18 protein-coding genes are annotated in these 21,318 nt (G+C 70.5%); 7 read left to right on the forward strand and 11 right to left on the reverse strand.

Annotation, left to right across the window (positions count from 1 at the left end; all coding sequences use genetic code 11):
• Positions 1 to 27 precede the first annotated feature (27 nt).
• On the reverse strand, positions 28 to 2,154 hold the full coding sequence (locus DEIGR_RS07680; protein ID WP_236704690.1) for a transglycosylase domain-containing protein: 2,127 nt from the start codon (positions 2,152 to 2,154) through the stop codon (positions 28 to 30).
• The gene (locus tag DEIGR_RS07685) at positions 2,155 to 2,415 is read right to left on the reverse strand and encodes a hypothetical protein (RefSeq protein WP_058976437.1); all 261 of its coding nucleotides are present in this window, start codon (positions 2,413 to 2,415) and stop codon (positions 2,155 to 2,157) included.
• Positions 2,416 to 2,601: 186 nt separating this feature from the next.
• On the opposite strand from DEIGR_RS07685, the gene DEIGR_RS07690 reads away from it, so the two are divergent.
• Positions 2,602 to 2,853 (forward strand): hypothetical protein, encoded by a 252-nt coding sequence (locus DEIGR_RS07690; protein ID WP_058976438.1) that lies wholly within the window; start codon positions 2,602 to 2,604, stop codon positions 2,851 to 2,853.
• A gap of 79 nt (positions 2,854 to 2,932) precedes the next feature.
• Positions 2,933 to 4,138 (forward strand): cysteine desulfurase-like protein, encoded by a 1,206-nt coding sequence (locus DEIGR_RS07695; protein WP_058976439.1) that lies wholly within the window; start codon positions 2,933 to 2,935, stop codon positions 4,136 to 4,138.
• A 58-nt stretch (positions 4,139 to 4,196) separates the two neighbouring features.
• Here DEIGR_RS07695 and pyrF read toward each other — a convergent pair whose 3' ends face one another.
• Positions 4,197 to 4,997, reverse strand: coding sequence for an orotidine-5'-phosphate decarboxylase (pyrF, locus tag DEIGR_RS07700; RefSeq protein WP_058976440.1), 801 nt, complete (start codon positions 4,995 to 4,997; stop codon positions 4,197 to 4,199).
• 207 nt (positions 4,998 to 5,204) lie between these two features.
• On the opposite strand from pyrF, the gene secG reads away from it, so the two are divergent.
• The gene (secG, locus tag DEIGR_RS07705) at positions 5,205 to 5,429 is read left to right on the forward strand and encodes a preprotein translocase subunit SecG (RefSeq protein WP_058976441.1); all 225 of its coding nucleotides are present in this window, start codon (positions 5,205 to 5,207) and stop codon (positions 5,427 to 5,429) included.
• Between the two features lie 361 nt (positions 5,430 to 5,790).
• On the opposite strand, the gene wecB is transcribed toward secG, so the two are convergent.
• From wecB to miaA, 5 genes are all read right to left on the reverse strand, one after another.
• On the reverse strand, positions 5,791 to 6,921 hold the full coding sequence (wecB, locus tag DEIGR_RS07710; RefSeq protein WP_058976442.1) for a non-hydrolyzing UDP-N-acetylglucosamine 2-epimerase: 1,131 nt from the start codon (positions 6,919 to 6,921) through the stop codon (positions 5,791 to 5,793).
• Positions 6,918 to 8,063, reverse strand: a complete 1,146-nt coding sequence (locus tag DEIGR_RS07715; RefSeq protein ID WP_058976443.1) for an MraY family glycosyltransferase — start codon at positions 8,061 to 8,063, stop codon at positions 6,918 to 6,920. The genes wecB and DEIGR_RS07715 overlap by 4 nt, the downstream gene beginning before the upstream one ends.
• Positions 8,064 to 8,193: 130 nt before the next feature.
• Positions 8,194 to 9,945, reverse strand: coding sequence for a WD40 repeat domain-containing protein (locus tag DEIGR_RS07720; protein WP_153013673.1), 1,752 nt, complete (start codon positions 9,943 to 9,945; stop codon positions 8,194 to 8,196).
• 131 nt (positions 9,946 to 10,076) lie between these two features.
• Positions 10,077 to 11,318, reverse strand: a complete 1,242-nt coding sequence (glgC, locus tag DEIGR_RS07725) for a glucose-1-phosphate adenylyltransferase (RefSeq protein WP_058976445.1) — start codon at positions 11,316 to 11,318, stop codon at positions 10,077 to 10,079.
• A 127-nt stretch (positions 11,319 to 11,445) separates the two neighbouring features.
• Positions 11,446 to 12,354 (reverse strand): tRNA (adenosine(37)-N6)-dimethylallyltransferase MiaA, encoded by a 909-nt coding sequence (gene miaA, locus DEIGR_RS07730; RefSeq protein WP_058976446.1) that lies wholly within the window; start codon positions 12,352 to 12,354, stop codon positions 11,446 to 11,448.
• 70 nt (positions 12,355 to 12,424) lie between these two features.
• Here miaA and DEIGR_RS07735 point away from each other — a divergent pair, with 70 nt between their 5' ends.
• Positions 12,425 to 12,829 carry an Hsp20/alpha crystallin family protein gene (locus tag DEIGR_RS07735; protein WP_058976447.1) on the forward strand — a complete coding sequence of 135 codons (405 nt, stop codon included), beginning with the start codon at positions 12,425 to 12,427 and terminating at the stop codon, positions 12,827 to 12,829.
• A 232-nt stretch (positions 12,830 to 13,061) separates the two neighbouring features.
• Here DEIGR_RS07735 and DEIGR_RS07740 read toward each other — a convergent pair whose 3' ends face one another.
• Positions 13,062 to 13,868, reverse strand: coding sequence for a TerC family protein (locus tag DEIGR_RS07740; protein ID WP_058978599.1), 807 nt, complete (start codon positions 13,866 to 13,868; stop codon positions 13,062 to 13,064).
• A 152-nt stretch (positions 13,869 to 14,020) separates the two neighbouring features.
• On the opposite strand from DEIGR_RS07740, the gene DEIGR_RS07745 reads away from it, so the two are divergent.
• From DEIGR_RS07745 to DEIGR_RS07755, 3 genes are all read left to right on the forward strand, one after another.
• A complete protein-coding gene (locus DEIGR_RS07745) occupies positions 14,021 to 15,307 on the forward strand; it encodes an AI-2E family transporter (RefSeq protein ID WP_236704691.1) in 1,287 nt (428 codons plus the stop codon).
• A gap of 137 nt (positions 15,308 to 15,444) precedes the next feature.
• Complete coding sequence (typA, locus tag DEIGR_RS07750; protein WP_058976448.1) at positions 15,445 to 17,226, forward strand: translational GTPase TypA; 1,782 nt, start codon at positions 15,445 to 15,447, stop codon at positions 17,224 to 17,226.
• Positions 17,227 to 17,357: 131 nt separating this feature from the next.
• Positions 17,358 to 17,876: a hypothetical protein gene (locus DEIGR_RS07755; protein ID WP_153013674.1), complete on the forward strand. Its 519-nt coding sequence runs from the start codon at positions 17,358 to 17,360 to the stop codon at positions 17,874 to 17,876.
• A 63-nt stretch (positions 17,877 to 17,939) separates the two neighbouring features.
• On the opposite strand, the gene DEIGR_RS07760 is transcribed toward DEIGR_RS07755, so the two are convergent.
• Complete coding sequence (locus DEIGR_RS07760; RefSeq protein ID WP_058976450.1) at positions 17,940 to 19,973, reverse strand: beta-N-acetylhexosaminidase; 2,034 nt, start codon at positions 19,971 to 19,973, stop codon at positions 17,940 to 17,942.
• 70 nt (positions 19,974 to 20,043) lie between these two features.
• Complete coding sequence (locus DEIGR_RS07765; RefSeq protein WP_058976451.1) at positions 20,044 to 21,282, reverse strand: ABC transporter substrate-binding protein; 1,239 nt, start codon at positions 21,280 to 21,282, stop codon at positions 20,044 to 20,046.
• Positions 21,283 to 21,318: the final 36 nt, after the last annotated feature.

Below are 21,318 nucleotides of genomic sequence, written 5' to 3' on the forward strand. Positions count from 1 at the left end.
GGAAGTCTGGAAGGGGGGAAGAGGGGGTCAGGGCGCGGGCGGCGAAGGGTTGCGGGGGTTCAGGCCCGGCAGCGGCACCGCCACCCCACCCACGGTCGTGATGCCCGGCGGCACCGGGACGCTCGTGCGGTCGTGCGGCAGGTCGCGCAGCAGCCCGACCTCACGGCAGGCCGCCTGATCGCGGTAGAGGTTCACGGGCACACTCTGCCGCCCGTCCGGGTCGCCGATCCACACGGCCATCGCGTACTGCGGCGTCACGGCGGCGCACCACGTGTCGTTCACGTCGTCGGTCGTGCCGGACTTCGCGCCCAGCGGCATGGCCCGGCCGGACAGGCGCTGCCACGCGGTGGGCCGCAGGAACTTCACGTGCCCCGCGTTCGACGACACCGCGCCGGTCAGCAGGTCGAACGTCTCGTAGGCGACCACCTCGTCCCACAGCGGCGCGCAGTCCGGGCGCGGCAGGGACAGGGGCCGCCCGGCGCGGTCATACACCTCGGCCAGCAGGTGCGGCTCGCAGCGCGTCCCACCATTCGCGAACGACGCGTACGCGGCGGCGACGTCCAGCGGCGCGGCGCGGTACGTGCCCAGCGACACGCTCGACGTGTTCCCCGCGTCCGCCCGGTACCCCAGCGCGTCCAGCGTGCGCCGCAGCGCCTTCTCGCGGGGCGTGCCCACCTGCACCGCGACGGTGTTCAGGCTGCGGGCGTTCGCCTCGCGCACCGTCACCGCGCGGTTCAGGAACCCGCCCGAGTTGTTCAGGATCGCCTGACCCGCGTACCCCGTCGCCTCGTCCCGGAAGGCACTCAGCTGCGTCACGCCGTCCCCGAACGCCAGCGCGTACAGCAGAGGCTTCACGGTACTCGCCACCGGCCGCAGTGCCGACGCCGCCCACTGCCGCCCCGGATCGCTGCTCAGGCTGCCGCCCGTGCTGCTCGCCAGCGCCACGATCCCCCCGCCCCGCACATCCACGACCGCCGCACCCTCGGCGACACCCGCGGCGCGGGGGCCGGTCGCGCCCTCACCCTGCACCCGCTGCGTCAGGGCCGCCTGCGCCTGTGCGTCGATGGTCAGCACCACTCGCCCCACCCGCTTCGGGTCCACGCCCGCCCGCCGCAGCTCGCGCCGCACGAGCTCCTGCATGGCCCACACCGGCTCCGGCTCCTGCGCGTAATCCGGGTTGCGGGCCGCCGACACCACCCGCAGGTCCGCACCCGCCCCCGCGTACTCCACCCGCCACAACCTCGGCTGCACCGGCGTCGCCACTGCCTGCGCGTACGCCCCGTCCGACACCAGCCCGTGCGACCGCAGGATGTTCAGCGTCACCAGCTGCTGCGAGCGCATCCAGCGGAAACGCGCCGTGGCCGTCTCCGGCGGCGTGTCCTCCTGCACCAGATACCGCCCCGGCGCGGGCAGCAACCCCACCAGGAACGCACTCTGCGCCAGCGACAGATCCGCCGGTTCCACCCCGAACACCGCCCGCGACGCGTCGTACACGCCCTTGCGCTGCCCGATCCCGATCCACGGGAGGCTGTTCACGCTCATGGCCAGCACCTCCCGCCGCCCGTACCGCCACGTCACCAGCGGCGCCAGCACGAACTCCGTCGCCTTGCGCGCCACTGTCAGCAGCGGGCCGCGCCGGTCCGTGTCGTAATCGAAATGCCCGGCCAGCACGCTGTTCTTCAGCAGCTGCATCGTGATCGTGCTGCCGCCCGCACCACTGAGCACCGAGCGCGGCAGGCGCCCCAGATCCACGCCCGAATGCGAGAAGAAGCGCACGTCCTCCTTCGCCACGTACGCCAGCAGGAACGCCTCACTGACACCCGTCAGCGGCACGCTCAGCGACTCCCGGCACGGCACCGCGTTCACCGCGTTCCCCTCACGGCAGTGATCGATCACGCCCAGTGGCGCGCCCCGCCGGTCCTGCACCTCGATGGGCAGCAGTTCCGACCGCAGGTTCCACACCCGACCCAGCGCCCCGGTACTCAACGCGCCCGCCACGCCCAGCCCCAGCAGGCCCAGCGTCAGCAGGCCCACGCCCGCCGCCGCCGCCCGCAGCGCCCGCCGCAACGTCCACGGTTCGGGCCGCCGCACGAACGGCGAACGCGGCCAGCGGTTCCACCAGCCCAGCACCGTCTTTCTGAACTGCCGCGTCACTCAGCGCACCACGTCCAGCACGCCCGCCGCCGCCGACCGGAACTGCCAGTCCCGCGCCACGGCGTTCCACAGGCCCGACAGGCCCACCACCAGCACCAGCAGGGCGCCCAGCCCCGCCAGGGCCGTCACCGCGCCCGCCCACGACGAACGCGGCCCACGCGGACGCTGTGGACGACTTGCCTTCTCCTTCGGCACGCGCGGCGCACGCGGAGCGGACGGCAGACCCGACGAGTACGGCCGGGGCTTCCGCACGAAACTCACGCGCCCTCCGGCGGAACAGACGGAAACCGCAACATGACAGCAGGATAGGCGACACCCATGAGGCCCGCATCACACCAAAGGACGATCAAACGAGCGTGAAATCTGGGCAGATGGGACGTGGAGGCGTACCCGAGGGACGATGAGGGACGTGGACATGCGAGGATGCCGGGCGTGACGCTCCGTCCTGTGCATGCCCTCGCGCTCGGCCTGCTGACCTTCGTCCTCCTGATCTCCGTGTTCTGGTTCGAGGATGCGGCTGCATGCGCCGTTGTGATCCGGAGGTTTGAGGTTCGGGCCGGTCTGTGTCTCGCCCTGGCGGTGGGGGCCGTCAGCATGGCCGCCATCCGCCGTCCTGAACGGCAGTTCTGGCTGACGCTGGGCGGTGCGCTAGGGCTGTCCGGAGTGGGGTTGAAGCTCCTCACGCCGTTTTTCTGCTGAGGAGAGGATCACGTCCTACGGTTCCGAACCGCGTCCCGCTTCTCGTGCTCCGCATCCCTTCCCGGCCTACACTCGGCGCATGACCACTGTTGCCGTGCCGTCGCAGGCTGACCTGCGTGCCCAGTTTCCGCAACTCCAGTCGGGTCGCGCGTACCTCGACAATGCCGCCGGGGGCCTGATTCCCAACCGCGCGATTCAGGCGGTGACGGAGCACCTGACTCGCTACGGCGCGACGAATGCCATGCCGGGGCACCGGCCCGGGGCGGAGATCCTGGCCCTGAAGGTCCGGGCGCGTGAGGCGACGGCGCTGTTCATGAACGCGCAGCCGGAGGACGTGGCCCTGGCCCAGAGCGCCACCGCGCTGACCTTCCGGCTCGCGGCGGCGTTCGCCCGTCTGTGGGGTGAGGGCGACGAGGTGATCCTGAGCGGGCTGGAGCACGAGAGCAACGCCAGCCCCTGGCGGGAACTGGAGCGGCAGGGCGTGACCGTGCGGGTGTGGCACGCCCGCCAGCCGGACATGACGCTGCACCCGGACGATCTGGCGGCGCTGCTGTCCCCCAGGACGCGGCTGGTGGCGGTCACGGCGGCCAGCAATGCGCTGGGCGTCACGTCGGACATTCCGGCGATCACGGCGCAGGTGCGCGCGGCGGGCGCGTGGAGCATCGTGGACGCCGTGCACGCCGCGCCGCACGCCTTCCCGGACGTGCAGGGCTGGGGTGCGGATTTCGTGACGTTCAGCCCGTACAAGGTCTGGGCGCCGCACCTGGGCGCCATGTGGCTGCGCCCCGAGCTGCGCGCCACGCTGCCCTGGCCGAAGCTGGAGTTCGTGCCGCAGGGCGACATCACCGGGATCGAGCATGGCACGCCGCAGTTCGAGCTGCTGGCCGGGTGGCTGGGCACCCTGGACTACCTGCGGGACCTGGGCGGGCACCCCGAGCTGACTCGCGCGGCGCTGGAGGCCGCCTCTGGGCGCATTCACGAGCTGGAGGCGCCGGTCATGGCCCGGCTGGTGGGGGGCCTGCTCGCGCATGACCTCGTGACCGTGTACGGCCCGCAGGGCACGCAGGGTCGCGTGGGCACCGTCGCGTTCCGCGTGGCCGGGGAGACCCCCGAGCAGACCGCGCTGCGCCTGACCGCCGCCGGGGTGGACGTGGCCGCCGGGCACTTCTACGCCGCGCAGCCCCTCAAGGACCTGGGCCTGTACCCGCAGGGCGTCGTGCGGGCCAGCATCGCGCACTACACGACGCTGGACGATATCGAACGGCTGCTCGCTGCGCTCGGTTGATGGTTGAAAGTTGATGGTCGATGGAGTTTTCCCTCTCTCAACCATCACCTGTCGACTGTCAACTCAACACGCTGTTCAGTGCGTTCCGGAAGTCCCGCGCGGCGTCCACGCTGGCGCGGATGTCCAGGTCGCTGGCGTACTGCACGCCCCGGCTGGCACTGGCGAGCGCGCCGGTCCCGCCGGGGTCGAAGGCGGGCGCGAGTTGCGCGGCGGTCGCGCCCTGCGCGCCCAGACCGGGCAGGAGCAGCAGCGCGCGGGGCATGCGGGCGCGGAACGCGGCCAGGTCGCCGGGGTGCGTGGCACCCACGACCGCGCCGACGCTGGCGTACTCGGCGTCTTCCTGGGCGTTCAGGCGGTTGATCTCGTCCGCGACGCGTTCGCTGATGCCGCCCCCTTGCAGGTCCGCCTGACCGGGGTTGCTGGTCTTCACGAGGACGAACACCGCGCCGCCGTTCGCGCGGGCGGTGTCCACGAACGGCGTGAGGGTCTCGAAGCCCAGGAACGGGTTCACGGTCAGCGCCGCGCCCGCGTGCCGACCGGTCAGCCAGCCCTGCGCGTACGCCTGCGCCGTGCTGCCGATGTCGCCACGTTTGGCGTCCAGCAGCACCGGGAGGCCCAGCGTGCGGGCCGCCGCGCACACCTCCTCCAGGATGCGCAGTCCGTCCAGGCCCAGCGCCTCGTAGAACGCCAGCTGCGGCTTCACGCACGCGGCGTACGGCGCGGTCGCCTCCAGCACGTCCAGGGTGTGTTCGCGCAGGTGCGCGGCGTCCCGGTAGGCGTCCAGGCGGGGGTCCAGACCCACGCACAGGCGGGTCTGGAGGGCTCGGGTGCGGTCGGTCACAGCCTGCGCGAAGGTCATCGCGCCCGAGGGTAACACGCGTGCGCCCGGCGCGACCTGCGCCAGTCCATGACCGGGCGGTTGGCCCCCGCCGCGGGACCCGGGGGTGCCCGGCGGGACGCCGCTGCGCTAGAATGCTGCGCGAACGGCCCGGTCCCGCCTGGCCCCACCCGCTTCTCCCAGTCCTGATCACCGACCGGCCGGCGCGCCGCGTTCCCTGAGGTTCCCATGATTCTGACCCTGTTCATCGTGCTGTTCGCCCTCGTCTGCGTGGGCATGATCTTCTTCGTGCTGCTGCAGGTGCCCAAGCAGGCGGGCCTGTCGGCCAGCATGGCCTCCGGCGGCTCGCTGCTCGGCGGGCGCGGCGTGGAGGGCGGTCTGGTGCGGATCACCAGCGTCCTCGGGGGCTTCTTCATGCTGCTGGCCCTGCTGATCAACCTCGTCTCGCGCTGACAGCGGTTGAACGTGGCGTTGAGGGGCGTGCGGTTGGCCCTTCAACGCCACACCATTGGGTGGTGACGGCTTCTCGCTCTGCTCCGCAGCTCTGTGATAAGGACTCCGGTTGAAAGGTTTGCAAAAACTTTCAACCCGAGCGGAGCGAGTAGGAGACAAACGGGTTCCGGGCGTGGAGTTGGCAGATCGGTGATTTTCCGATCTGTTAACGAAACAAACGGAATCCGTATGAGTCCGCTCGTTTCAGGTGCGCTGCGAATCCCTTGGTACACCTGACGACCGCTGTGAGACAGTCGAAGCGAAGAGGGGGGCCGCGCTGCACGGTGCGCGGCCCCCCTCTGTCTGTGACGTTGCGGGCGGGTCAGGTCCAGTCGGCCGGGCGCTCCGCGAGGCCGAAGTGCCACGCGATGGCCTGCGCGATCCGCTGCGCGGCCTGACCGTCCCCGTAGGGGTTGCGGGCGGCGCGCATCGCGGCGAGGGTGGGGTCACTGCCCAGCAGGTCCAGCAGGGTGGCTTCCAGCTGCGCCGGGTCGTTCCCCGCGAGCCGCAGGACGCCCGCCTCGACCCCCTCGGGCCGCTCGGTGACATTGCGCAGTACCGCCACGGGCACGCCCAGCGCCGCGCCTTCCTCCTGCAGGCCGCCACTGTCGGTGGCCAGCAGGCGGGACGCGGCCATCAGGGGCGCCATGTCGCTGTAATCCAGCGGATCGGTCAGTTCGAAGTTCGCCAGGCCCTCCAGTGCCGGGCGCACCGCCTCCTGCACGGCGGGCGACAGGTGCACCGGGTAGATGAAGTGATGGTCCGGGTGCGCCTGCGCCACGCGGGCGAGGGCCTGGGCCATCTCGCGCATCATGGGCTGGTTCTCGCGGCGGTGCATGGTGACCGTCACGAGCGGCTGCCCGGCGTCCACGCGGGCCTGCCACGCGGCGCGCAGCGGGACGCGGCCCGCCACCTCACGCACGGCGTCCACGGCGGTCTGCCCGGTCACGACGATGCCGTCAGGGGCCTTGCCCTCGCGCAGCAGGTTCGCCTTGCTGCCCGGGGTGGGCGCGAAGTCCAGGGTGCTGAGCACGCCGGTCAGGCGGCGGTTGGCTTCCTCGGGGAAGGGTTCACGGAGGCTGCCGCTGCGCAGGCCCGCCTCGACGTGCCCGACCGGGATGCCCTCGTAGAAGGCACTCAGGGCCACGCATAAACTCGTGCTGGTGTCCCCGTGCACGAGAACCATGTCCGCGCCCATCTCGCGCAGGGTCCGCCCGGCCTGCGGCACGATCCGCGCCGTCAGGTCCGCGAGGGTCTGCCGGTCGGTCATGACGTTCAGGTCCCGGTCGGGGGTCAGGCCGAACACGTTCAGCGCCCCGTCGAGCATCTGCCGCTGCTGCCCGGTCGAGAGGATCAGCGCTTTCAGGCCCGCTTGGGCCTCCACGGCCCGGTAGACGGGCGCCATCTTGGTGGCCTCGGGACGGGTCCCGAAGGCGAGCACAATGTTCTTCATTCGTCGTCTCCCTGCCCGGTCTGGGCGAGTTCAAGGTTGCGGGCGCGCACGCGGCGGTACGCGACGAAGATCAGGCACAGCGCGGCGCTCACGATCGTGCCGACAATCGCTTGGAAGCGCAGGCCCTGCAGGCTCATACCGACCGTGCCGCACGCCAGCGCCACCAGCCACAGGATCACGGCGGTGCGCCGCGCGCTGCTGGTCCGCGCCAGCACCCGGTGGTGGATGTGGGTCTTGTCCGGGTGCCGCAGCGGGTTGCGGATGCCGCGCGCCAGCCGCCCGATCACGACCTGCGTGGTGTCCAGCAGCGGCAGCGCCAGCACGATCAGCGGCACGATCAGGCTGGCGCCCGCGCTGAACTTCAGGGTGCCCAGCAGACTCACGGCGGCCAGCGTGTACCCGAAGAGGGTGCTGCCCGCGTCGCCCATGATGATGCGGCTGGGGTTGAAGTTGTGCCGCAGGTACCCCAGCGCCGCGCCGGACAGCCCGGCGAGCAGCACGACGGCCGCGGCGCGGTCCGGGAACTGCGCGGCGGTGGCGAGCAGCACGAAACTCGCCACGAACGCCACGCCGCCCACCACGCCGTCCACGCCGTCCAGGAGGTTCACGGCGTTCGTCAGGGCCACCACCCACAGGATCGTGACGACCGTACTGAGCGGCTGGTTGATCATGTCCGGCAGCGCCGGAATGAAGGGAATGCTGTTCAGGTCGATGCGCAGGTCGTTGACGAGCAGCAGGATCGCCGCGAGGGTCTGCACCAGCAGCCGCGTGACGGGGGACAGGCCGTACTGGTCGTCGATGAAGCCGACCAGCACCAGCATGGACGCCCCGAGCAGGATCGCCAGCACCTGAATGTTGACGATGTCCACCGCGATGGGCCGCAGCGCCCACGCCAGGATGATGCTCACGATGAACCCGGCGTAGATGGCCAGCCCCCCGGCGTTGGGCAGGGGTTCCTTGTTCAGGCGGCGTTCGTTGGGCTGGTCGGCCCACCCGACCTGAATGGCGAAGTCCCGCAGGCGCGGAATGAAGAACCAGGTGAACACCCCGGCGCTGACGAAGGTGATCAGAACGCTCAGGAATCCCCGCCCGGTCAGGTCGGCGATCCCCAGCTGTGCAGCAAGTGCGCGGAGTGACTCCATAAACGGCCCAAGTGTACCGGCTGCCACGCCCGGAAGGTTCAGGTGCCCTGAGCACCCTCTCATCCAGGGCGGCGCGGCCCCCGCCTCCACTCCCGGCGGGTCACGGTGAAGGCAGAGGCTGAGCTGCCGGTCAGGGCGTCACAGTGAACGTGAGCACGCTGCCCAGCCCGCTCAGCGGTCCCGCGCCGACCAGCAGGGTGCGGCTGTCCGCCCCCCACGCCACGAACGCAGGCGCGCCGTCCAGCGGGACGCTGCGGGTCAATTCCCGCCCGCTGGCCGGATCATGCAGCGCCACCACCCACCCGGACGGCGTGGGCGTCGCGGCGGCCAGCAGCGTGCTGTCCGGGCTGAAGCGCGCGGGCGCGCCGCCGGGCAGGGTCGCCAGCGGCTGCCGCTGCCCCGGCGCGTACAGGTCGGTGCGGCCGTCGGCCCGCAGGTATGCGAACACGCCCTTCCCGCTGATCTGCACGTCGCGGTACGCGGCGCCCGGCGTGACCGGCAACGCGAAGGTCTTGCGGTTGGCGAGCAGCATGACGCGCGCCTCGCCCCGCGCGGGGAACAGGTAGGCGCGCGTGGCGTCCGGCGAGACGGTCACGCGGGACAGACCCGCGACCGGCGCGCTGAAGATGACCCTCCCGGTCTTCTGCGCGGTGACGCTCAGGCCCTGCGCGTTCCAGCTGGCCACGTGGTTGCCCCAGTGGTTCACGCTCAGGGCGGTCGCGCCCCGCTGCCCGGCCAGCGGCACGAGCGTCCCGCCGCGCAGTTCCGCCGCGCCGCTGCCCGTCAGGGCGAACGTGAAGCGCCCCACGCCCTGCACGTCCAGCGCGGGCGTGGCGCGCGGTCCGGCCCGCAGCGTGTCGTCGCGGCCCACGGTCGCCACCGAACCGTCCGCGAGGACCGCCCCGGCCCGCACCGCGCCGGGCAGGCGCAGCAGGGTCCGCGCGGTCGGCTGGTCGGGCGTCCCGGCGCTCAGGGCCGCGCCACCGGGGCCGCTACTGACACTCAGCACCTGTTCACGCGGCGAGAGGCTGGCGGGCGTGGCGCCCAGGCCGCTCTGGTCCACGCGGCGTTCCCGGTGTCCGGTCTGCACGTCCCGCACCTGCGTCTCCCCGTCCCGCAGGATGAGCACCGTGTTGTTCCGCAGCGGCAGGCCGCTGTACGCCCCGGTCGTCTCGGGGTCGCTGGCGCGCAGCACGGTCGTCGCGGGCAGGCCGTCTCGCAGCGCGATCAGCGTGCGCGCCAGCGGTACGGTCACGCTGCGCCCGTCGGCGCTGAACACCGCGCGGCCCGGCGCGCAGGTGTCGTCGCAGCTCGTGCCGCTCAGGACCCGCAGGGTGCGCGTGTCGAGCAGTTGCGCGCGGCTGCCCCGCACGACCAGCGCGCGACTGCCGTCCGCCGCGACCGTCAGCGCCGCCACGGGCGCCGGGTCGAGCACCTGCCGCGACAGGTCCGCCGGGTTGACCCGTTCCAGACCCGCCCCGGACCCCACGAGCAGCTCACCGCCCGACCCGAATCCCGCGCCGCTCAGGCCGGTGACGGTCAGGGTGCCGGTCACGCGCCGCTGCGCCACGTTCACGAGAACCACGCGGTCCCCGACGAGCGCGGCGGCCAGCGTGGCGTCCGGCGTGACGCTCACGGCGCGGCAGGGCCCGCCCAGCCAGGTGCTCGCCACGCTGCTCAGGTCGGCGGCCCCCAGGTGCACCAGCCGCTCGCCCAGGCACAGGTGCGCGCCCCCGGCGGCGTCCCAGCGGGCCTCGGTCAGGGCGGGCGGGCCGGGCAGCAGCGGCGCGTCGCGCACACTCAGGGTGACGGCCCCGGCGGGACCGAGCAGGGCGCCCAGGGCAGCCACGCGGGCAAGTCGGACAGACGGGCGAGGGGACACGCGGCGGAGTGTAGCGTGACCAGCCTGACAGCCGTCTGTCCCGGTGGGCTCTCGCCGGGCGGGGACGGTCCGGCAGCTGAAACAGGGGCGCCGGCAGCATGGCGGCGCCCCTGCATATCCGTGCCGTCAGGTCAGAACGTGAAGCCTTTCGGGACGACGACCACGCCGTTGTCGGTGAGGCTGAAGCCCCGCGCGCGGTCCTCCTCGGGGTCCAGGCCGATCTTCGTGCCGGGCGGGATGATCACGTTCTTGTCCACGATGCAGTTGCGGATGTGCGCGTGACGGCCGACCTCGACGTCGTCGAACAGCACGCAGCTCTCGACCAGCGAGTACGAGTGGGTGCGCACGCCGCGCCCCAGCAGGCTGTCGCGGACGGTGCCGCCGCTGATGATCGCGCCCCCCGCCATGATCGTGTTGAACGCCTGCCCCTTGCGGCCGTCACTCTCGTGCACGAACTTCGCGGGTGGGGAGAACTCGCTGCTGGTCCGCAGCGGCCACTGCGGGTTGTAGATGTCGAACTCCGGGTTGACGCTCACGAGGTCCATGCTGGCGTCGAAGTACGCGTCGAGCGTGCCGACGTCCCGCCAGTAGGTGTTCGGACCGGCCTGACCGGGGATGGGGTTGCGGTGGAAGTCGTACGCCATGACGTTGTACCCGTCGCTCAGGGCGCGGGGAATGACGTCCCCGCCGAAGTCGAACCCGGCCTCGCCGCCGCCCATGTTCGTCTCCAGCAGTTCCTCCAGCGCGCGGCGCGAGAAGATGTAGTTCCCCATGCTGGTCAGGCTCACGCCCTCCTGCCCGGGGATGCTGGGCGGGTTCTTGGGTTTCTCCAGGAAGTCCGTGACGCGCCAGTTCTGATCGACGTGCATCACGCCGAACTGGTGCGCCTGCGCCTGCGGCATGGGGTACGCGGCGATGGTGACGTCCGCGCGGGTCTCGATGTGCTTTTGCAGCATGTGCTCGACGTTCATCTTGTAGATGTGGTCGCCGCTGAAGATCGCGACGTAGTCGGCCTCGTAGTTGTCGATGAGGTGCATGTTCTGGTACACCGCGTCGGCGGTCCCGCGGTACCACACGGGCCCGAGTTCCTCGATGCGGTACATCTGCGCCGGGACCAGCGTGATGAAGTAGTCGCTGAGGAACGTCCCGAACCGCCAGCCGCGCTGGATGTGCTCGGTGAGGCTCTGCGCCTTGTACTGCGTGAGCACGTAGATGGAGAACACGCCGCTGTTGATGAAGTTGTTGATCGCGAAGTCGATGATGCGGTACTTGCTGCCGAACGGCACGGCCGGTTTGCTGCGCTTCTGCGTCAGCGGGGCCAGGCGGCTGCCCTGCCCGCCCGCGAGGATCATTCCCAGAACGCGTGGTTTCATGTGTGCTCCCTCCAGTGATGGCGGTGGACGTGGGCGGACGCTGCGGGTGACTGTCACAATACCGGACCGGCTGCGCTCGCCGGGGTGGGCTGCACAGCCCGCCAGCATGACCTGCGGAGGCGTCACCCTAGCGGCCCAGAGCCTCCCGCAGGGCCGCATCGACTTCACCGGCACTTAATACAGGGGCGCGCAGCTGCGTCCGCACGAACGTCAGCTGCCGCCGGGCGTACTGCCGCGTGGCGAGCGTCACCTGCGCCGCGGCGTCCTCTGCGCCCAGGGTCCCGCGTGCGACCGCCAGCGCCTCGCGGTACCCGAGGGCCTGCCACACCGTCGGCCTGGGCAGTGCGTCCGGGTCCACCTGCGCGGCCAGCCACGCGGCCTCCGGCGCCCAGCCACGCGCGAACATCTCCAGCACGCGGGCGTGCATGCGGGCCTCCAGTTCTGCCGGGGGGCGCGTGAAGGCCAGCGGCGCGTACCGGAAGGCGGGCTCGCTGCGCCCGAACGACCCCGGGTACCGCCCAGTCCGGCGGTGCACCTCCACGGCCCGCACCACCCGGCGCGGGTTGCGTTCCATGCGGGCCGCCTCGGCCGGGTCCGTCGCGGCGATGTCGGCCAGCAGTGCGTCCAGGCCCCGCGACGCCAGGTCCGCCTCGACCTGCGCGCGCACGTGCGGGTCGCTGGGCGGGGTCAGCGGCAGCCCCTGCATCAGGCCCTGCAGGTAGAAGCCGGTGCCACCCACCACCAGCGGCGTCCGCCCGCGAGCCAGCACGTCCCGGATGGCCGCCTCGGCCAGCGTCACGAAACGCGCCACGTCGAACGTCCCGGTCACGTCCGCCACGTCGATCAGGTGATGCGGCACGCGCGCCAGATCCTGCGCGCCGGGCTTCGCCGTGCCGATATCCAGACCCCGGTACACCGTGAACGCGTCTGCGCTGACGATCTCCGCGCCGCACGCCAGCGCCGCCTCCAGCGCCAGGGCGGACTTCCCGGCGGCGGTCGGGGCGGTCAGGATCGGAACGGTCTGCGGGCCTTGCACGCGCCCGATGATAGCCGCGCGGGCGGGAATGCACAGTGTGGCCGCGCCGCTCGGTGCTAGCCTGGGCCGCATGAACGAACCCGTGCTGGCGCGCCTGCACCACCTCATGACGCTGCGCGAGGAGGTCGAGTCCCTCGCGGGCGTCGGCCCGTGGACCCCCGCCGCCGACTGGTGCGACGGCGACACCCACCTGGAACTGCACCTGGACGTCCCCGGCGTGCAACCCGATTCACTGGAACTCCTCGAGGAGGGAGACACCGTCACCGTCGCCGGACAGCGGCCCGAGGTGACCCGCCTGCTGCACGCCGAGCGGCCCAGCGGCACCTTCCGCCGCACCTTCACCTTCCCCGAACCGGTCGTGCCCCAGTCCGGTCAGGCCAGCCTGAGCGGCGGAGTGCTGACCGTGAAGTTCGAGAAACGCCACCCGACCATCAACGTGACCGCCCACCACGACGACACGCCCGGCGAGGACTGAGAGCGGTTGGCCGTGAAGCCCCGGGGCGTGCTGTCGGCCCCGGGGTGAACGTGGAACCCTCTGTGCTGCTCAGGTGCCCGCGCTACCCTCTGCCCTCGTGGGACTCGCACGGCTGCCCTGCTGAGCAGCGGTGAGGGGGCCACTGAGCGGTTATGAGCGATGTGGGCTCACCGGAATCCCGGAGCACAGGTCGTGAAGGGCCTGCACCTCTTTGAAAGACCCGGCGCACCGGTCAGCGGTCCTGGCGGGGCTCTGCAGTCGCCGCCTCGTCCTTGCGCGCCAGGAGCGCTTCCTGCACGGCGCGGTCCACGGCCTGCGAGCGGACCGTGCGGGCCGCGCGGACTGTGAACAGCATCACCACCCCGGCGAACAGCATCGTGAAGTACAGGTACGCGCTGGGGACGCCCACCTCGAAGGCCTCCGCGACCAGATTCGTGCCGACCAGCAGCAGGAACGCCGCCGCGAGCAGCTTCAGCGGCGGGTGGGTGTCCAGGTAGCGGCTGATCGGGCCGCTGGCGGCCACCATGACGATCATGGCGATCACCACCGCCGTGATCATGACCGGCACGTCGCCGCTCACGCCGATGGCCGTGATCACGCTGTCCAGGCTGAACACGATGTCGATCAGCGGAATCTGCAGGATCACGCTCAGCAGCGACACCTGCCCCACCTGCGCCTCGCCGCTGCCCAGCGGATCGGCCGCCATGCGGGACAGCTCCCGGACGCTCTTGACCATCAGGAACAGCCCGCCGCCGATCAGGATCAGATCGCGGACACTGAAGTCCTGCCCCAGCAGGCTGAACAGGGGCGCCTGCAGGCGCGTGAGCCACGCGATGCCCGCCAGCAGCGCCACCCGCGTCACGACGGCCAGCCCCAGTCCGACCGTGCGGGCCAGCGCCTGCTGCGCCTGCGGCAACCGCGAGGCGAGCAGCGTGATGAACACGATGTTGTCGATGCCCAGCACGAGTTCCAGCAGCGTGAGGCTCAATATCGCGACCCAGCCCTGCGGGGTGCTCAGGACATGCAGGAAGTCACTCATGAACTGCACGCTACGCAGTGGGCCCGTGGGGGGACGCGGAGAGTAAAGGGACGCTCAAGCGCCTCCGGTGAGACGCGGCTGACGCGCCGCAGGCCATCGCCCTACACTGGCATTCTCATGAACTGCACATGCCACGCGGCCCGGAGCGGGCCGTGACCCGCCCACCCCGCCCGCCCGCCGGTATCTTCGTGGCGAATCTGCTTCCCGTCGCAGTGGGCGTGATCGCCATCCTGCTGAGCCTCAGCTTCTTCAGTCAGGTCGCCCCCAGCCTGCTGGCGATCACACTCGCCATCATCGTCGCCACGGCCCTGAACCCGGTCGCGCGGCGGCTGGAACGCTGGATGCCGCGCGCCGCCGCCGGCACCCTGACCGTCCTGCTGGTCGTCGCGGTGATCGGCGTGGCCCTGTTCCTGGCCGTGCCGCCCATCGCCGCGCAGCTCGGCAGCATCGGCGGCAGCAGCGTCAACCTCAGCCGCATCGAGCCGAAACTGAACGCCTGGCTGCGCGCCCACCCACAGCTGGACGCCATGCTCCCCGCCGACATCTTCGACCGCGCCCAGTCGCAGCTGAGCAAACTGGGCAGCCGCGCGGCCGAGATGCTCCCCAGCGTCCTGAGCCTGATCCTGGGCGGCGTGTTCACCGGGCTGGTCACCCTGGTCATGGTCGTGTACGTCCTCGGGAACCCCGTGCCACTCGTGAACGGCGTGCTGGGCGCCGTGCCGCCCAAACGCCGGCTGGCCGCCACGTACGCCCTGGCGCAGATCCTCAAGCAGACCGGCGCGTGGGGCCGCGCCACCCTCCTCGTGATGCTCGTCACCGGCTCCTGCACCGCACTGGGCTTCTACCTGCTGGGCGTGCAGAACTGGCTGGTGTTCGGCCTGCTCGCCGCGCTGGGCGAACTGGTCCCCACCATCGGCCCCATCGTCGCGACCATCCCGCCGATCCTGTTCACCCTCGCGGACGACCCGCAGAAGGCCGTGTGGGTCGCGGTGTTCGTGCTGGTGTTCCAGCAGGTCAGCGGCTTCGCCCTGAGCCCCCTGCTCGTCGGCGGCGCCGGGAACCTGCATCCCCTGAGCGTCATCGTGGGCGTCGTGCTGTTCGGTGGCGTGTTCGGGCTGGTCGGCGCGTTCCTGACCGTCCCGTTCCTGATCGTCATCAAGGCCATCTACCAGCACTTCTACCTGCGTGAAGCCCCGGACATCCCCGACGCGGTCGCCATGGCCCTGATCAGCGGCGTCGTCGAGGACCAGCTCGACCGGGAAGAGGAAGCCCGCGAGGCCGTCCGCAGGGCCCGCGCCGAGGTGCAGGAGGCCGAACTCGAACGGCAGCTGGAAGAGGGCGAACTGGACCTCGAGGCTGCGCTGGCCGCCGACGTCACCCCCGACAGGGACAGCCCCCAGGACCCGCCCGGCGGTCCATCCGCCCCGCGCGCCCCCTGATCTGCTAGAATCTACGTTTGGGTGTCCCGCCCACGCGACGTGCGGCGGGCTTTTTCATGCCTACGAGAGCAGAAGGCCGCCGGCGCGCGCACAGGCGCAGAGGGCCAACCGCTCCGACAACAAGGGAGCTGAACTACATGGAATACCGCAACATCGCCATCATCGCCCACGTCGACCACGGCAAGACCACGCTCGTCGACGGCCTGCTCAAGCAGACCCTGAAACTCGGCCACGGTGAGGAAATCGCCGAACGCGCCATGGACAGCAACGACCTCGAACGCGAACGTGGCATCACCATCCTCGCGAAAAACACCGCCGTCGAGTACAACGGCGTGAAGATCAACATCGTCGACACCCCCGGCCACGCCGACTTCGGCGGGGAAGTCGAGCGCGTCCTCGGCATGGTCGACGGCTGCCTGGTGCTCGTGGACGCCGCCGAAGGCCCCATGCCCCAGACCCGCTTCGTGCTGCGCAAGGCCATCGAACTGGGCCTCAAGCCCATCGTGGTCATCAACAAGATTGACCGCAACGACGCCCGCCCCGAAGAGGTCGTGAACCTCACCTTCGACCTGATGGCCGAACTCGGCGCGAACGACGACCAGCTGGACTTCCCGATCCTGTACGCCATCGCCCGCGAAGGCAAGGCATTCAAGGACCTGAACGAGCCCAAAGAGGACATGCACGAACTGTTCGACATGGTCCTCGAGCACATCCCCGCGCCCAAGGTCGACCTGGAAGCCCCCTTCCAGATGCTCGTCACGAACCTCGACTACAACGAGTACCTGGGCCGGATCGTGCTGGGCCGCGTCAACCGCGGCGTCGTCAAGAAGGGCGAGTTCGTCCAGCTGATGCACAAAGACGGCACCATGACCAAGACGAGGGTCGTGCAGCCCTTCACCCACATGGGCCTGCGCCGCATCGAGATCGACCAGGTCGGCGCCGGTGACATCGTCGCCCTGGCGGGCATCGAGGACGCGCAGATCGGCGAGACCGTCGCCGACCTCGCCGACCCCGAGGCGCTGCCCATCATCACCGTGGACGAACCCACCGTGAGCATGATCTTCCAGCCGAACACCAGCCCGTTTGCCGGCAAGGAAGGCAAGTACGTCACCAGCCGCCACATCAACGACCGCCTCAAGCGCGAAGTGATGACCAACGTGTCCCTGAAGGTCGAGGAAATCCGCCCCGACGAGTTCAAGGTCAGCGGCCGCGGCGAACTGCACCTCTCGATCCTCCTGGAAACCATGCGCCGCGAAGGCTACGAAGTGCAGGTCGGCGCGCCCCAGGTCATCATCCGCGAGATCGACGGCGAGAAGCACGAACCCATCGAGCACCTCGTGATCGACGTGCCCGAGAACCACTCCAGCACCGTCATCGGCGTCCTCGGCGCCCGCAAGGGCCAGATGGTCAACATGGAACCCCAGGGCACCCGCACCCGCGTGGAATTCAAGATCCCCAGCCGCGCCCTGTTCGGCTTCCGCACCCAGTTCCTGAGCATGACCCAGGGCGAAGGCATCATGAGCCACATCTTCGACGGGTACGCCCCGTGGGCCGGTGAACTCAAGACCCGCCAGAACGGCTCGCTGGTCAGCATGGAAGACGGCGTCGCGTTCGCGTACTCCATCTGGAAACTCCAGGACCGCGGCAGCTTCTTCATCGACGCCGGTCAGGACGTGTACGTCGGCATGATCGTCGGCGAGAACGCCCGCGAGCAGGACATGAACGTGAACGTCTGCAAGAACAAGAAGCTCACGAACGTCCGCTCCAGCGGCGCCGACGAGGCCCTGACCCTGATCCCCCCCAAGCGCATGAGCCTGGAAGACGCCCTGGAGTACATCAGCGAGGACGAACTCGTCGAACTGACCCCCCAGAGCATCCGCCTGCGCAAGAAAGTCCTGAACCCCAGCTTCCGCAAGTAAACTCCGGAACGCGCCGCGCCCCCTCCCTGACCGGAGGGGGTGTTGCCTTTGGCCTTGTCCCGGCCCTCACCGCCCTCACGCCCTGCCCGCCCTACACTCGGGCAATCCAGCGTGACCAGGAGGTGCCCCCCGTGAACTCCACCACCGTCCCCCGACCTCGCCCGTTGCCCCTGGCCGCCATGACGCTCGCCGCTCTGACCCTCGCCACCCTGCTGGGCGCCTGCTCGCTGGGCCGCGACGACCGCTCTGCCGACATCACCCAGGCAGCCGCCGACATCGCCCTGCGCGACGCCATGACCGCCAGCGCCCGCGCCGTCCAGGGCGCCGACCTGAAGGCCGACGCCCGCTGGTTCACCTGCCCGGGCGGCATCGGATCCCGCTACAGCGGCGGCGGCGTCATGACCTCACCCCCGGGCGACCGGGCAGACCAGCTGGCCGCCATCCGGGACGCCGTCCTGGCCGCCGGATTCCAGGACGCGACGCAGGTCGACGGGTACGTCACCGCCCAGCGGGACGACGTGGACGTCAGCATCCGCTTCCGCCTGCCCGACGGGTCGTGGACGTTCAGCGTCCTCACCCGCTGCCACACCTACGGCGGGAAGGACCGCGCGCGCGTGAAATCCAGCGATCGCCACGTCATCCTGCCCTGACAGAGGAGGGCGCCCGCGATCACTGCCGGTGAGGCCGGTGGCCGCGGGCGTCACGGGTGAGCGTCAGTCGCCCAGGACCGTCAGGCCCAGCAGGGCGGGGTTGGCGTTGCCGCTCGCGCTGACCAGCGTGACGGAGCGGATAGCCTGATCGGGTTTGGGATTCACCCATTCGAGGACGGGCACGGCGACGTTCAGGCCCTCGCCGGTCACGCCGTTCCAGCCGGGGGCGGGGATCATGCTGGTGGGCGCGGTGTCGGTCCAGGCGCGGATGTGCCGCCCGTACTCCAGCGGCTGCGTGATCCGGCTGCCGTCGGCGTACTCGATCTCGTACTGGCCGACCTTCTCGCGGTTCGTGGCGGCGGGCCAGCCGGTGGCGTGCAGGAACGCGATGGCGCGGGCCTTGCGGTTCAGGTCCACCGTGGCGCGCTCGGGCAGGGCCTTGACGCTGGCGCGGCTGCCGCGCAGCATCACGGCGCCCCGCACGTCGAACAGGTACGCGCCTAAGCGCTGCACGCCGGGCCGCAGGTTGCGCAGGTCGATGTCCCGGCCCTTGCCGATCCAGCCGCTGCCGTCGTCGTCCGCCAGGGCGCGCGTCACGACAGGGGAGAGGTCCACCGTCGCGCCCGCTTCCGCACGGTACGGGGTGGGCTGGTAGAGGTCGCGGTAGCGGAGTTCCGCGTCCTTCACGGGCGGCGCGGCCGGATTCCAGAACGCACTGGCGGCCCGGACGAACGGCGTGCCCTGGTCGGCGTTCCCGTCCCAGATGCTGGGGTTCCCGAAGTACCCGGTCCAGCGGGTCTGGATCATGCCCTGCGCGCCGAGACTCGCGGCGGCCTGTGCGTGCCCTTCGGCGTTGCCCGGGTCGGACCAGCTGGCCCCGAAGGTCGGGAAGCCCAGCTTCTGGATGGTGCCCAGCATGGAGAAGCTGTTCCCCGGCGCGTAGTTCCAGTAGGCCACCTGAAGATCTTTCGGCAGGCGGGCGGGCAGCGTGCCGATCACGGCGTCCGCGAAGGCAGTGTCGTGCCAGATCATGCTGTCCACGCCCAGCCCCTTCAGGTACCCGTGCAGCTTCACGACATCGTTCACGAACAGCGTCTCGAACCCCAGGGCCCTGCCGTTCTCGCGGGCGGGGAAGCGGTCGCGGTTACGCACCTCGTCGTGCCCCAGGTGAACGACCTTCGGCCCGAAGACCTCCACGGCCTCCTTCAGGATCGGGAGGATCACGCGGTCGTACGTGGCGGGGTTCAGCGTGTCGTACGCCCAGGGATTCTGGCTGTCCGGGTCCTGCCGCAGGTCGAGGTTCTTCCCGCCGTAGAACATCCAGCCGGCGTGCGACAGCGTCTCGATCAGCGGGATGACCTCCAGGCCGTAGCTGCGGGCCAGGTCCGCCACGCGCCGCGCCTCGGCCTTGCTGGCCCCGCCGGGGTGCGCGAAGCCCCCCGCCTTCGCCGTGTCCCACTGCACGTAGTTGCTCATGACGAGCACCGCGTTGAACTTCAGGGCGGCCAGCATGGGGATCAGGGCGTCGTTCACGCCCCTGCTGTACTGGTCGAGGTAGATCATCGCCACGCGCTGGCGCAGGGCAGACGCGTCGGTGATGCGGGCGTAGCGCAGCCCGGCGGGCGTCAGGAGCTGCCGCAGGGTCTGCGCGCCCAGGTACGCGCCGCGCGCGTCCGCGCCCACCACGAACGCGCCCCCGTCATCCACCCACAGCGCGTAGGCTTCCGCTCCGCCCGGCGTCAGGCCCGCCGCCTTCGCGCGGGCGGCCAGATCGGCGTCGGCCAGCGTGCCGATCACGATGCCCTTCCCGCCCGTCGGGGCGTCGGCCAGCGTGAGGCCCAGCCGCGTCTTCCACTCGGCGCGCAGGTCCCGCGCGGCCCAGCCCAGCTCCGGCGCCGTCCCCACCACGCGCACGCCCAGCCCGCCCAGGGGCAGCGTGCCGTTCGGGAAGGTCGCCGCCTTCGGCTGCGGGACGAGCGCCGCGAAGGGCGTCTGCACGCGCGCCTCCGCCGCCGGGGTGAGGGTCACGGGCGTCGCCGCCGCGCCCAGGCTCAGGCTGATCATCAGGGCCCCCAGGCCCAGCATTCGCTGCTTCATGTGTCCTCCGAAAGGGCAAGGAGGCGGGCGCCACCAGTCCGCGCGCCGCCTCCCGCTCCCTGCACCTCGATTACAGGCTGGCGTTCCAGGCCTTCACGATGTCGTCCAGCGCCTGCTTGGCGCTCTTCTGTCCGGCCATCGCCGCCTCGACGTTGTCCTTGAACACCTTGTTCAGCTTGCTGGCGTCCGGGTACACCAGCGTCAGGTCCTTGGCGCGCTTGAGTTCCGTGGACGCCACGAGGCGGCCCTGGCTGACGGCGTCCGCGCCGCCCTGCTTGAAGAACTTGTCGCCGCTGGCCTTCACGGTGCTGGGGAACGTCGTCTTCGTGACCTTGCTGAACTGCAGCTGGTTCACGTCGTTCGTCAGGAACAGCGCGAGCTTCTGCGCCAGCGCCTTGTCACGCACGCCCTTGGGCACCATGAAGCCCATCAGGCCGGTGTGGATGACGTTCCCGGCGATGTTGATCGGGTACGGCGCCACGCGCGTCTGATCGAAGATCGCCTTGTTGTCGTTCTGCACGCGCAGGATGAACTGCGGACCCGTGATCAGCATGCCCAGCTTCCCGGCCGAGTACAGCTCGGTGGCGGCCGTGAACCCGCGGCGCATGGTGTCCTCGGGGATGTAGCCCTTCTTGTACAGGTCCACGTACGTCTGCAGCAGCTTGACGTGCTCGGCGCTGTTGAACACGGCCTTGCTGCCGCTCTTGTCCAGGATGGGCAGCCCCGCCTCCTGGAACATGTACAGCATGTTGATCCCGTTGATGTTCGGCATGAAGCCGTACATGCCGGTCTTGTCCTTGATCTGTTTCGCGGCGGCGATCAGCGTCTGGATGGTGCGGGGCGGGTTGGCAGGGTCCAGGCCGGCCTTGCGGAAGATCTCGGTGTTGTACGCCACGACCTTCGGCGACCAGTACCACGGCACGCCCATGACCTTCCCGTCGTACGTGAAGGTGTTCAGGGGGCTGGCGAAGTACAGTTTCTTCTGCGCGGCGCTCAGGTCGAGCTGCTCGATGGCGCCCTGCTGGACCAGTTTCACGGTCATGTCGCTGCTGAGGTTCACGGCGGCCGGCGGGCGACCTGCGGCCACGGACGCGAGCAGTTTCTGCTCCATGGCGGTGGCGGGCACGTCCACCCACTTGAGTTCCACGGTGGGGTTTTCCTTCTCGAACTGCGCGACCAGGCGGTTCATCTCGTCGTTGAACAGCGGCGCGAGGCTGATCGTCCAGAATTCCAGCTGGGTCTTCTGCGCGTGGGCGGCCCCGCCGAGCATCGCGGCGGTGATCAGGGTGGTGAGGGCGCGGTATTTCATGCTTGAACTCCTGGGGTGCGGCGCGCCGGGCGGCGC

Origin of the sequence: Deinococcus grandis (genome assembly GCF_001485435.1) — a bacterium.
GTDB lineage: Bacteria > Deinococcota > Deinococci > Deinococcales > Deinococcaceae > Deinococcus > Deinococcus grandis.